Annotated in this window: 10 protein-coding genes and 1 other annotated feature; of the genes, 8 read left to right on the forward strand and 2 right to left on the reverse strand. The window is 39.5% G+C overall.

The genetic code is table 11. The features are described from left to right. Nucleotides 1–26 precede the first annotated feature (26 nt). Nucleotides 27–1,637, forward strand: coding sequence for an MFS transporter (locus MKX47_RS08465; RefSeq protein ID WP_340772975.1), 1,611 nt, complete (start codon nt 27–29; stop codon nt 1,635–1,637). A gap of 132 nt (nt 1,638–1,769) precedes the next feature. On the opposite strand, the gene MKX47_RS08470 is transcribed toward MKX47_RS08465, so the two are convergent. Then, a complete protein-coding gene (locus MKX47_RS08470) occupies nt 1,770–3,761 on the reverse strand; it encodes a methyl-accepting chemotaxis protein (RefSeq protein ID WP_340772978.1) in 1,992 nt (663 codons plus the stop codon). 219 nt (nt 3,762–3,980) lie between these two features. On the opposite strand from MKX47_RS08470, the gene MKX47_RS08475 reads away from it, so the two are divergent. The 5 genes from MKX47_RS08475 (at nt 3,981) to MKX47_RS08495 (ending at nt 8,833) form a co-directional block, all read left to right on the forward strand. Continuing rightward, nucleotides 3,981–5,126 (forward strand): toxic anion resistance protein, encoded by a 1,146-nt coding sequence (locus MKX47_RS08475; protein WP_340772980.1) that lies wholly within the window; start codon nt 3,981–3,983, stop codon nt 5,124–5,126. A 142-nt stretch (nt 5,127–5,268) separates the two neighbouring features. Further along, nucleotides 5,269–6,216 (forward strand): alpha/beta hydrolase, encoded by a 948-nt coding sequence (locus MKX47_RS08480; protein ID WP_340772983.1) that lies wholly within the window; start codon nt 5,269–5,271, stop codon nt 6,214–6,216. 170 nt (nt 6,217–6,386) lie between these two features. Further along, the gene (locus tag MKX47_RS08485; RefSeq protein WP_340772986.1) at nt 6,387–6,689 is read left to right on the forward strand and encodes a cytosine deaminase; all 303 of its coding nucleotides are present in this window, start codon (nt 6,387–6,389) and stop codon (nt 6,687–6,689) included. Nucleotides 6,690–6,933: 244 nt separating this feature from the next. Then, nucleotides 6,934–8,061 carry a M20 family metallopeptidase gene (locus tag MKX47_RS08490; protein ID WP_340772988.1) on the forward strand — a complete coding sequence of 376 codons (1,128 nt, stop codon included), beginning with the start codon at nt 6,934–6,936 and terminating at the stop codon, nt 8,059–8,061. Between the two features lie 61 nt (nt 8,062–8,122). Further along, a complete protein-coding gene (locus tag MKX47_RS08495) occupies nt 8,123–8,833 on the forward strand; it encodes an SIR2 family NAD-dependent protein deacylase (RefSeq protein WP_340772990.1) in 711 nt (236 codons plus the stop codon). Nucleotides 8,834–8,905: 72 nt separating this feature from the next. Here MKX47_RS08495 and MKX47_RS08500 read toward each other — a convergent pair whose 3' ends face one another. Continuing rightward, nucleotides 8,906–9,706: an SAM-dependent methyltransferase gene (locus MKX47_RS08500; RefSeq protein ID WP_340772993.1), complete on the reverse strand. Its 801-nt coding sequence runs from the start codon at nt 9,704–9,706 to the stop codon at nt 8,906–8,908. A gap of 358 nt (nt 9,707–10,064) precedes the next feature. On the opposite strand from MKX47_RS08500, the gene guaC reads away from it, so the two are divergent. Together guaC and MKX47_RS08510 are read left to right on the forward strand one after the other, a co-directional pair. Continuing rightward, nucleotides 10,065–11,045, forward strand: a complete 981-nt coding sequence (guaC, locus tag MKX47_RS08505; RefSeq protein ID WP_340777765.1) for a GMP reductase — start codon at nt 10,065–10,067, stop codon at nt 11,043–11,045. Nucleotides 11,046–11,106: 61 nt separating this feature from the next. Then, nucleotides 11,107–11,319 (forward strand) — a binding site (T-box leader). 82 nt (nt 11,320–11,401) lie between these two features. Beyond that, entirely contained in the window at nt 11,402–12,991 is a 1,590-nt protein-coding gene (locus MKX47_RS08510; protein WP_340772995.1) for a 2-isopropylmalate synthase, read from the forward strand. Nucleotides 12,992–13,005 lie beyond the last annotated feature (14 nt).

The raw sequence follows: 13,005 nt of genomic DNA on the forward strand, positions 1-13,005 counted from the left end.
AAAAATAATAGAAAGGTGTCCTTTTTATGAAGAATGTAAAATCGTCTCAATCGTGGGCAATTACATTATTCGCTATTGGTGTGTTTATGGCGGCACTGGATAACGGCATTATTAGTGCGGCTTTAACGACTATTAATAGCTCTTTTGGTGTATCTCCAAACTGGGGTGCATGGGGTGTCACGATTTATACGCTCGGTTTAGCAATCAGTGTACCAATTGTAGGGAAGCTATCGGACCGTTATGGACGTAAAAAATTATTTATCGTTGAAATTGCTTTGTTTGGTATCGGCTCTCTATTAGTAGCACTGAGTCCGAATTTTACCTTTTATTTAATTGCTCGCTTCATTCAATCGATGGGCGGGGGTGGTATTTTTATCATCGGTACCTCTTATGTTGTCAGTACGTTACCTGCCGAAAAGCAAGGAAAGGCGCTTGGCATGCTTGGTGGAATGAACGGGATGGCCGCTGTGCTTGGACCAAATGTAGGGAGTCTGATATTGGATTTCACTGGTAGCTGGCATTGGTTATTTTTAATTAATGTGCCGATTGCCATTATCTTAGTCCTTTTAGGGATAACAAAATTACAAGAAACAACCGATCCAACACCAGGTCAGCTTGATATGACAGGAACGGTCCTTCTTTCAATCGCGATTTTAGGCATTATGTATGGCTTAACAAATATTGAGGGTGTGACCTTCTTTGAGTCACTTCTTGCAACGAATGTCTATCCGTTCATATTAACAGGCTTAGCAATACTGGTTGGTCTTTACTTTTATGAAACGCGGTTGGAGCGAAACGGGGGAGACCCGATTTTACCCGTTTCATTAATGCGTCAGCCGACGTATTTAATCACGCTAGTACTAGGCTTTTTATCTGGAGGTATGCTGACAGGGATGATCTTTATTCCAGCATTTACGGAGCAAGTTCTTGGCATATCCGCTACGCACTCGGGTTATTGGATGACGCCACTTGCATTGGCTGCAGGAGTAGGGGCGGGTTTAGGCGGAGTGCTTGTTGATAAGCGTGGTCCAATTTTAGCGGTCGTTTTTGCAGGGTTAGTTGCGGGAATTGGTTTTTATTTATTCCCAGCTTGGGTCGAGGTAAAATGGCAATTCATCATTGCTTCAGTTGTTGCAGGAATTGGGATGGGGGTACTTTTAGGGGCACCTTTGAATATTTTAGCAACAGAAAAACTACAGGAAAACAAAGGTACTGCCTTAGCATCGTTATCACTCATTCGAACGATTGGGATGACATTAGCGCCAACGATTTATGCAGGATTCATTGCACGTGGTTTTATTGAATTACCGAGCCTATTTAAATCGGATTTCCCAACGATTTTACAAAATAATGTGCAAGCTGCGGAGTTATCCCAACAAGCAACTGTCGAACTTGCTGCGATTGGTCAGCAATTTGCAGCAGGTGGGGACTATTCACAGCAACAAATGATGGAGGCTGTCCAAACGATTCAAGATCCTACATTAAAAGAAGTTGTGTTAATTTCAGTCAATGAAGTAACGCAATTAGCCGCACAAAATGGATATAGTGGATTATTTACAACAGCTGCCCTAATTGGACTTTGTGTTTTAATCATTGGAATAATGTTAAAGCCAATTCGAAATAAAGAGTGGCAATAAAAATTTATTGTTTATTTCAGCTATTATTGGGTATTTTATATTTATGCTCATGCAAATTGTATGGGTGTTAAGTCTCTCCCCCAACAGTAGACTGGAAAAATGCCCTTTTGCGCATAAAAGGGCATTTTTTGTTTAGATTGTGAACTTCTTTACGGTACTAGCTAAATGATTACTCAGTAAATTGAGTTGTTCGCTTTCTTCTGCTACTAATTGAATGGAAGCAAGCTGCTCGTCACTTGAAGCGCTAACTTCCTCACAAGTTGCTGCAATCGCCTGAGAATTGGATGCTAATTCTTCAATTGTATGAATGACATCTTCCTTGCTGTGCATCATCGCGGTAATTTCAATAGCGAGGGAGTCAAATGTGTGTTCAATCTCTTGCATACTGTTCGAAATATCAGAGAAGGTTTGCTTTGTATTCGTAACGACAGTGCCCTGTGTTGCGACTGATTTTTCTATTTCGTGCATTTGCTGTGAAATGGTGCTTGATTCTTGCTGTAATGTCGTAATCGTTGTATGTACTTGCTCTGTTGCGACAGCTGTTTGCTCGGCTAATTTACGTACTTCCTCGGCTACAATAGCGAAGCCCTTCCCATGCTCACCTGCACGAGCAGCTTCAATAGATGCATTTAACGCAAGTAAATTGGTTTGATCGGAAATAGCGCTAATTGTATCGATTACTTCTGTAATGCTTGAAATCTTTTGTTCTAAGCTTGAAATGACCTGTTCCATTAGTTGGAAATTTGATTGGGAATGCTCAAAGCTACTTAATAGCTCTTGCATATTATGTTGGCCATCTTCATTGAGTTCACTAGCTTGCTTTGTTACAGCGTGTAGTTCCGTTGTTTGCTGTTCAAGTGAATTAATGTGATTTCCTAATTCGTTTGTTTGGTTTGTCACTTCTTCACTTTGCTCAGAAGCCTCATTTGTGCTTGCGGCAATTTCTGCTACGGCCTCAGAAACGAGGATACTTGAAGCATTTGTTTCTTCTGCCATCGCACTTAAATGCTGTGAGCGCTGTTCCACTTGAGTAGAGGATTGTTGCACGACTTGTACAATCTCCTTCATTTCATCAATCATTCGATTAAAATTATTCGCAAGCTGACCAATTTCGTCCTTGGATTGTAAATTTATTTTGGCTGTTAAATCGCCGTTTGCTACGCGTTCCATTAATAGGCCAAGTGTTTGCAACGGCTTTAGCATTTTTGAAATAACAACTAGTAATACGACAAACATCACAGCGATAATGATAATTGTAATAATGAAGATGACTTTTTGAATACTGCTCGCTGTTTCGTTTAATTTTTGTTCTGTATACATTGCACCAATATTCCAGCCGATTTCAGGAATTTTACTATATACAATAATATGGTCTACATCCTCAATGAGTGAATTTACAAAACCTGAATTGCTTGAAGCTTGCAATACTTTTGAAATGGCATCTTGATCTTTAATATTTTCTCCTGCATAGGTAGGGTGAACGATTGCCATGCCCTCGTTGTCAATAATAACAGGTATCCCTTCGTAGCCTAATTCAATAGTAGCGACCATTGACGTTAAATTATCCAACAATATATCTACACCAAGCACCCCAATAATGTTGTTGCCATCTTGAACGGTAACTGAACCGGTGATGGTTGAGTTGCCAGTAGCTTTATCAATATAGGGTGATGTCCACTGCACCTTACCGGGATTGTTCATACTTTTGATATACCATGAGCGTGTTGTTGCATCGATATCTTGGATTCCATCAAAATGTGGTTCAATGGTGATCATATTTTCATCTGCGAAATAAATGGATGAGGCTTCGGGGAAACTAGCGATAAAATTAGATAATTGCTTTCGATAGTGATTATCCGCTTCCTCATTAAAAGTGCGGTCTGCTTGCGCAAATGTTTTGGCATCGTCAGAGAGTGCCATATTTTGTAATGATTGTTCATAGCCTTGTAAAAAAGAATTCATCGTTTGTGAAACTTGTTTTACTACTGCCTCACTTTGTCCGACAACTGCCTCGACTGTTTTGTCTTTAATCATCATCGAACTAACCGAAGCTAATGAACCAATCCCGACAATGACAATCAGCACAACAATACTAATAATTCGCCATCGGATGGATGATCTCATGGAAAATAACCTCCTAGAATGTATAATTGATATTTCAGAATAATAGTATAATAATACTACTCTTTCTTTGGGTTTACAATTTTTGTTCTTTTTGTTTATTAATCCTGTAAATTATTCGTAAAAACACGATAAATTACGTATAATTTGTGGTAGGTAAAATGAAACCTTTTAGCGGCTTATTCGTAAGATAAATTAGTACAATGATCGGGGGAAATAGATATGTCAGAAAATCCATTATTCGAAGACTTAGATAAACGAAATCAACAGACACAAACAACGGATATCGTTCCACAACAAGTAAAGCCACTTGTGTCAGAACAAGAGCTTTCACAAATTCGTCAACGCCAAGAGCAGCTAAAGCAGCAACCACAAGTCCAAACCCTTGCACAAAAAATCGACGTCAAAAATCAAATTGCTGTATTAGAGTTCGGGAAGGAAACGGCGCAGGGCATTTCTACGTTTTCAGACCGCATGCTAGCAACAATCAAACAAAGCAATCTTGAAAAATCGACAACGCTTTTAAATAATTTAAATAAAATTATGGATCGTTTTGACCCTCAGGATTTCCAAGAAGAAGAGAAAAAAGGATTCTTAAAAAGATTATTCTCAAAAAGTAAAGAGCAGTTAGAGCGTATTTTATCTAAATACGATTCCATGAATAAAGAAGTAGATGCAGTTTACACCGAAATTCAAAAATACGAAATTGAAATGAAGCAAAATACTGTGCAACTAGAACAAATGTATGATGAAAACTTAAATTACTTCCATTCTTTAAGTGAACATGTCGCAGCAATTGATTTAAAAGTAGGAGAATTACGCCAACAACTGCCTGTCCTAAATGCCAAAGCCGAAACAGGTGATCAAGAAGCGATTATGGAGCTTGAAACGATTAGACGTGGAATCGAGCTATTAGAGCAGCGTGGCTACGACTTAGAAATGGCCCAGCAAGTATCATTCCAATCAGCACCGCAAATTCGCTTGATGCAGCAGGGGAATAACCACTTAATCGGTAAAATCAATTCAGCATTCGTTACAACCATTCCTATATTCAAACAGGGGTTAATTCATGCTGTCACAATACAGCGTCAAAAGCTCGTGTCGGATTCAATGGCTGAATTAGACCGCCGTACAAATGAAATGCTTGTTCGCAATGCTGAAAACGTCCGTCAAAATTCGGTCAATATCGCGCGTCAGGCTGGTAGCCCAAGCATCAAGGTTGAAACAATCGAAACAACTTGGAAAACGATTATGGCGGGAATTGAAGAGACAAAACAAATTCAGGCTGAAACGGTTCGTAATCGTGAAGAAGGCCGCAAACGTATTGAACAACTGCAATTAGAATATGAAAAATTAAAAAAAATGTAAGAAACACCGCTACACGAGCCATTTTCGTGGAGCGGTTTTTTTCGTATAGCTAGTTGTTAAATGATTTGCAATTACCTTTTTAATCGTTTATGATTATATCATAGTAAACAAATAGGGATTGAAAGAAAAGGTTGTGAACGTTTTGGCAAACTTATATGAACATACAAAAAAATATTTAATAAAAGCAAATGCCCTTCCATCATTAGTAACGATGACGGCACAAGAGGCAAGAGAAATGCGCGCAAAAGCACCAAAACTTAAGCGTCCTGTTGCAAAATTAAAATCAATTAAGCAGCAAGCAATCACGATGCGAGATGGGCATCAAATTGCGGTTCGAATCTATACACCGGTTGGACAAGGGCCTTTTGATATTATTGTTTATTATCACGGTGGGGGGTGGGTGTTAAATGATTTAAATACTTGTCACGAAAGCTGCTCGTATTTAGCGCAGCAAGCCAATCAAATTGTTGTATCTGTCGAATACCGATTAGCACCTGAATTTAAATTCCCTACTCCAGTTTTTGATGCGTTCGATAGTTTTGTATGGGTGAGAGAGCATGCCTCAAGCTTTGGGGGGAATACCAACCGGATTTCTGTAGCAGGTGACAGTGCGGGAGGCAATTTAGCAGTAGCGGTAAGTCAATTGGCTGCACAAAACGAATGGTCTATTACATCACAAATATTACTCTATCCTGTTACAGAGTTAAGCTATAGTACAAACTCTTATTCACTATTTGAAAAAGGCTTTGGCTTAGATCGAGAGGTGATGCAGTGGTTCGGTGACTATTATATAACGTCACAAAATGATGCCAGCAATCCGCTCATAAGTCCTCTTCAATTGACGAATTATTCGCATTTTCCACCTACGCTTCTATTTGCGGCTGAAAATGATGTATTACGAGACGAGGCACTTGAATTTGCGAAGCGATTACGACAAGCAGGTGTCCAAACAACGGCAATCGTCATGGAAGGTATTGTTCATAGCTACTTTACGCATAATGACGTCTTTGACCGCGAAATACAGCAAACCATTGACCAAGTGAACGTCTTTTTAAAGCGATTATCGAAGGATAGTAGTACAAATAATTAGGACGACCGATTTCATTCATTTCAAACCAAAATTTTACCTATCTACACGGAGCAGCTCTCGATTTCTGGGGCTGCTTAATTTTTTTATTTGCCATGTCTAATAAAGGGTTAAAATGGTGAAATTGGGTAAAGAACATACGATAGTAAATTGCCATAAGGGGAGAACAAGACATGGAATTAAACTTAATGAAAATTGATGAATTTTTAAATTTACCAAAGAGTGTGATCCGTCGTGCTGATGAACATGACGTGTTAAATATAAAGAATGAGCTGCTCCTATTATTAAATCATCGCAATGAGGACTTGGCGCAAGATAAAAATCAAATTCGTAAATTAATCAATGAAATCCAATATATGAATGTTTATGTCGTAAAAGATGACTATGATAAAATCATTTATTCCTACGAACCGCCAAAATACGAAACACCGCGAGTCACAATCAAAGGGAGCGGTTGGATAGAGCTTGTGAAATAACAGTATATAGTTTCTTCTTAGTGCCTTTTAGAATACAGCTAACAGGCAGTAAAAAGGAAGAAGGTAAGCAAAAGAACGGTATTCTTTTTTTGAGATTTGGCAAATCAAATACTGGAATAGGCCGCTCATAATATTTAGCTTAATTCGATAGCAAGAAGTAAAAAATCTAATTCACCCATTGCCTAAGTTCTCTACTTTGGCATTTTATTTTTTAGGGAATATATTGACAAAGGGAGGCGATTATTTGGAAGCGAAAGCCTATTTTATACTGCATGAGCAAGACATTCTTGAAGATATAAAACGACTAGTAATAGCCGATTCGCCATCACATAATAAAGAGCTGTTGGATTTGTGTAAGGAGCTTATTCAATCAATGTTTTATGAGTATTTTAATATGAAAGCAACTGAATATGCGATGGAGCATAATGGCAACCATTTACGCTTTGAAATGGGTCAAGGTGTCGAGCAAATATTGATGATTGGTCATTATGATACGGTGTGGGATCAAGGAGCATTACCGTTTCGCATTGAAGACAATAAAATCTTTGGCCCAGGTATTTTAGATATGAAATCGGGTTTAATTAGTGCTATTTGGTTTTTCAAATACGTCCAACAGTTTAATTTACCATTAAAGCGTCGCGTTGTATTTTTCTTAAATAGTGATGAAGAATTAGGAAGCCCCACTTCAAGAGCGCTAATTGAGGAGGAGGCCAAAAAATCGATTGCTGCATTTATTTTGGAGCCAGCTGTGGCTGTATCAGGTGCTTTAAAAATTGCACGCAAAGGCACATCGCATTATTTATTGAACATTAAAGGTGTTGCTTCACATGCGGGCAATAATCCACGTGATGGTGTAAGTGCTATTACCGAAGCAGCTCGACAAATTTTAGATATCGAAGGGCTAAATGATTTTGATAAGGGCACAACACTCAATGTCGGTATGGTGCAGGGGGGTGGAAAATTGAATGTCATTCCAGATGAGGCACATCTCGGTGTGGATGTTCGTTCTGTAACGCGAGGAGAGCAGGAGCGGATTGATGATTACTTTGAACATCTAAAGCCACATGATGTACGTATTAAAATCGATATTGATGGCGGTATTAATCGACCGCCAATGGAGCGAGACGAAGAAAGCGAAGACTTATTTGAAGCGGCACAGGAAGAAGCAAAAGAACTTGGCTTTAATCTAGAGGAAGCAGCAGTAGGAGGGGCAAGTGATGGCAATTTTACATCACTTTATATCCCTACATTGGATGGACTTGGATTAGTAGGTGACGGTATTCACGCGAAACATGAGCATATTTTAAAAGACCAAGTGGTAGAACGTTTTGCATTATTAACGAATACGCTTCTTGAAGTGGTGAATGAGTAGTTGGCACAGCATTGAAAATTTGCTATGCTACTGAAAAATCAGCCATTTTGGGGGGATGAATATGATTGAAACGGTAGCATCATGGCTTCAACATTCCACATCTACGGTCATTTTAACGGGTGCCGGCATGTCGACGGAATCGGGTATACCTGATTTTCGTTCGAAGGCAGGTTGGTGGAAGTCTGTAGATCCGCGAACGGTCGCAACGGTTGAAAGCCTTGCGGGAAATTATGCACTTTTTCGTGAGTTTTACCAGCTAAGAATCGAAGCACTTGAACAGGCTAAGCCACATAAAGGCCATGAAATTTTAGCAAGTTGGGAGCAGCGCGGATTAGTTGCCCTCGTTGCAACTCAAAATGTCGATGGGCTTCATCAATTAGCGGGAAATAAGGATGTAGCAGAGCTTCATGGGAATATTGTGACGATTCGCTGTGCAAAATGTAGGAAGCCACATAGTAAGTCGCATTTTATGGAAAACGCAGTATGCACGTATTGCATGCATCATTTGCGCCCAAATGTTGTGTTATTTGGCGAGGCATTACCACAAGAGGCATGGAATCGTACATTCAATACCGTACAAAGTGCAGACGTTGTGCTTGTGATTGGCACGAGCCTTGAAGTATATCCGGTTAACCAATTACCGAAGATGGCTAAAGGTAAGCTTGTATATATTAATTTAGAAGTTGGTACGCATACACAGGGCTTTGATGCAATGATACAGGGTACTGCGGGAGCGGTTTTAGTGCAACTGGATGCATTCCTAAGTAGATAAAAAAATGGGGATGAATTCGACATGAAGAAGGTTGAATTCATCCCTTTTTCTAAGGCAGACTTAATGTGTATGTCATTGTGTAGCGATGATCACAAAGCTATTTAATGATTGCCGATTTGCTTCATCTCGATTCATTAAATGATAATAGCTCGTAGCTAATGTTTGAATCACCATGGGTGCTTGCTGTAACTGCTCGTACAACTCATTTGCGTAATCAATTTCCCATTCGCCGTCTTGTAAGTATGTCGCGTCAATTAGTATTGGCTGCTGGACTTTAAACCCTGCTTGCGCTAGCATTTCTTGAATTTGTGCTTTATGGAAGACGTTTTGTATATTGCCATCCCCACCGAAAAAGGCACTAGAAAGGGCAAGAATTTGGACTGCGCAAAAGTGGGAGCGTTGGTTCCTTTCTGTATAGTCAACATCCCATTCAGCAAAACAAAGACGATTTGTCATTGAACTCATTTTCTGAAAGTAGGCAAGTAGCTGCTGTGGATTCGAGAAATACCAAGAGCAGTGTGATAATATGATAGCGTCGAACCTTTCAACGGTATCAAATACTAAAAAGTCTGTTTCGTAATGAAAGTCAATTCGAGCCCCGAGTGGAGATTGCTTGATTGTATCAGAAGCTTCCCCAAGTGTAATCGGCGCCCCGTAGTGCGGTGAAGCGATATCAAGGGCAACCACTTTGCCTGATTTACCAACAGCTTCTGCTAATGCTACGGTAGTATCCCCTTGACCACAGCCAATTTCTAATACACACATACCCTCTTTTATTTGGAAAGCTTCGACTAATGCCATTCGATGGGCTAACTGTGTGCGTTGTATGGTGTCATCCCCAATAATTTTCATACATGCTAATAAATGATCCAATTTTTTTCAACTCCAAGTATTAATATCGTTGTATTGCGAATAATTGTTTAACCTAATACGGTTTTGAATCCCTAAAAATTGACGATCATCGATTCATCGACTCCTAACTTAAGTTAATGATAGTGAATCACTGTTTTAGAAATATTGCAAATTATGGATGAAATGAATTGTTTAATGAAAACGGGTTAAAATAGTGCTGGATAGGGAAGTAAACGAAAAGCCGAACATTGATCGGGAATTTTTTTATAAAATTCGTCTTTATTGTTGACAACGCTTTCATCATCTTGTAAAGTAGCTAATGGCGAATGAGTAAACAAAAAAATATATAAACGTTCGTGTTTAGGAGTGTTGTCAAATGATGGATACAGTTTTTGATTATGAGGATATTCAATTAGTACCGGCGAAATGTATTGTGAAAAGCCGTACAGAATGTGATACTACTGTGAAATTAGGGAATCATACGTTTAAATTACCGGTTGTCCCAGCCAATATGCAAACAATTTTAGATGAAAAATTAGCCGAACAATTAGCGTCTCAAGGCTATTTCTATATAATGCACCGCTTTAACCCGCATACGCGTGCACAATTTGTCCGTGATATGCAGGCAAAAGGATTAATTGCCTCGATTTCTGTTGGTGTGAAGGACGAGGAATATGAATTTGTTGAGCAACTAGCTGATGAGCAGCTTGTCCCTGAATTTATGACGATCGATATTGCACATGGTCATTCCAACCAAGTTATTAATATGATTAGTCATATTAAAAATCATTTACCGAATACATTTGTCATTGCGGGTAATGTCGGTACACCTGAAGCCGTACGTGAATTAGAAAACGCTGGCGCAGATGCAACAAAAGTAGGAATAGGTCCTGGTAAAGTATGTATTACTAAAATTAAAACAGGCTTTGGCACAGGTGGCTGGCAATTAGCGGCACTTCGCTGGTGTGCAAAGGCTGCATCAAAACCAATTATCGCAGATGGTGGTATTCGTACACATGGCGATATCGCAAAGTCTGTTCGCTTCGGTGCTTCAATGGTGATGATTGGTTCGTTATTTGCAGGCCACGAAGAATCACCAGGGAAAACGGTGGAAGTGGACGGCAAGCAAGTAAAAGAATACTTCGGATCAGCGTCAGAGTTCCAAAAAGGTGAGCGCAAAAACGTAGAAGGTAAAAAGATGTATGTCGATTCAAAAGGTTCAATTTTCGATACGTTAACAGAGATGGAACAAGATTTACAGTCTTCGATTTCTTATGCGGGTGGCAAAACATTAGCCTCAATTCGCACAGTAGATTATGTTGTCGTGAAAAATTCAATCTTTAACGGAGATCGAATTTAAAATTTTCAGATAATAGTTGACTTATTACTACACTATAGATTACACTACATTTCAAGAGTACATGGAAGCGTTGATTGGAAGTAGTAAATGGTGTGTATACCTTGAGAGAGCCAGTGGTTGGTGCAAACTGGTGGATACAACTATTGAACTCGTCCAGGAGCATACGACCTGAAATGCTAGTAGGGAAGTCGGGAGCCTACCGTTACAAGGGCCTTAAGTGGAGCGTCTCGACGTTCAATTAGAGTGGTACCGCGAGTTCAACCTCGTCTCTATTCGGAGAAATCCGTTTAGGGGCGGGGTTTTTTAGTTTCGCGCTTTCATAGTCAAAATTATTTAGATGAAAAGGGGAATTTACGATGAGTCGAAAAATTTGGGTTTTTGATACAACATTACGTGACGGCGAGCAGGTGCCAGGAGCCAAGTTAAACTTATATGAAAAGGTAGAAATTGCTCAACAGCTCAAAAAACTAGGCGTTGACATTATTGAAGCCGGATTCCCTGCTTCGTCACAAGGCGATTTTGATGCAGTGAAGGCCGTCGCACAAAAAGTAGGGAATACATCGGATATTATGATAACGGCACTTGCCCGAGCGGTGAAAAATGATATTGATTCGGTCTATAACGCCGTTAAGTATGCACAAAATCCAATGATTCATATGGTGCTAGGAACGTCTGATATCCATGTTGAAAAGAAATTTAGTAAGTCAAAGGATCAAATTTTACAAATTGGCGTAGATGCTGTGAAATACGCGAAAACACTACTACCACAAGTACAATATTCTACAGAGGATGCATCACGCTCCGATTTTGAATATTTATGGAAAACGATTGAAGCGGTGATGAAGGCGGGCGCAACAATGATTAACGTGCCAGATACAGTTGGTTACGCAGAGCCGGAGCAATGGGGTGAGATGATTGCGAAGTTAAACTATCGCATGAAAAACCTAGATGATTCGGTACTGCTTTCTGTACACTGCCATAATGACTTAGGGATGGCAACTGCCAACACACTTGCTGCTGTAAAAAATGGGGCAGACAAAATCGAAGTGACCATGAATGGTATCGGCGAACGAGCAGGAAATGCGGCTCTAGAAGAGGTTGTGATGGCGATCAAAACGCGCGGCGATGTTTATAATGTATTTACCGATATTAATACGAAGGAAATTATCAACACATCTCGTCTCGTTTCAAGCTTTATGGGGCTAGATGTACAGGTCAACAAGGCAATAACAGGAGACAATGCCTTCGCACACTCATCTGGTATTCATCAAGATGGTCTATTAAAATCACGTGATGCTTATGAAATTGTGCACCCTGAAGATGTGGGCTTAGATGATATGGAACTTGTGTTAACCGCACGTTCTGGTCGTCATGCTGTAAAAAATTCATTATCCAAACTTGGGTTTGCCGATTTTGCTGAAGAAGAATTCGAGGAAATTTTCGAAGGCTTCTTAAAGCTAGCGGACTCCAAGAAGGAAGTATATGATCATGATTTATATGTCATCGTTGAAAATTACTATGAAAAATCTGATAAAAACAATCCAAACAAAGAATCCTATAAGGACCAATTTTATGATTTAGAGGACTTACAAATTATCGCTAATTCAACCTTCCCAAATGCCAGTGTCAAAATCCGTAAAGGGAATGAAGTATATAAGGCAAGCTCTGTCGGTTCCGGTCCGATTGATGCCCTATATTCAGCGATTGCAGATGTCACGGAGATTAAAGTGAAATTAGTAGAGTATAATATTAGTTCAGTTTCTCGTGGACAAGAGGCGCTTGGTAAAGTCAAAATTATTGTTGAATTTGACGGGGAACAATACATTGCCAAAGCGGCAGATACGGATATTTTAAAGGCTTCGGCATTTGCGTATATTAATGCGATTAACAGCATTATTGTGGCACAAATTACACCACAATCACCAATTGAAATTGCCAATATCTAAAAAAACGTGTCCCT

Origin of the sequence: Solibacillus sp. FSL R7-0668, assembly GCF_038006205.1 — a bacterium.
In the GTDB taxonomy this organism is placed as follows: Bacteria; Bacillota; Bacilli; order Bacillales_A; family Planococcaceae; genus Solibacillus.

Bases quoted from the DNA above. Each gene is read 5' to 3' on its own strand.
- MKX47_RS08470 (WP_340772978.1), bottom strand. From the start codon at position 3,761: ATGAGATCATCCATCCGATGGCGAATTATTAGTATTGTTGTGCTGATT.
- MKX47_RS08475 (WP_340772980.1), top strand. From the start codon at position 3,981: ATGTCAGAAAATCCATTATTCGAAGACTTAGATAAACGAAATCAACAG.
- guaC (WP_340777765.1), top strand. From the start codon at position 10,065: ATGGATACAGTTTTTGATTATGAGGATATTCAATTAGTACCGGCGAAA.
- MKX47_RS08465 (WP_340772975.1), top strand. From the start codon at position 27: ATGAAGAATGTAAAATCGTCTCAATCGTGGGCAATTACATTATTCGCT.
- MKX47_RS08495 (WP_340772990.1), top strand. From the start codon at position 8,123: ATGATTGAAACGGTAGCATCATGGCTTCAACATTCCACATCTACGGTC.
- MKX47_RS08510 (WP_340772995.1), top strand. From the start codon at position 11,402: ATGAGTCGAAAAATTTGGGTTTTTGATACAACATTACGTGACGGCGAG.
- MKX47_RS08485 (WP_340772986.1), top strand. From the start codon at position 6,387: ATGGAATTAAACTTAATGAAAATTGATGAATTTTTAAATTTACCAAAG.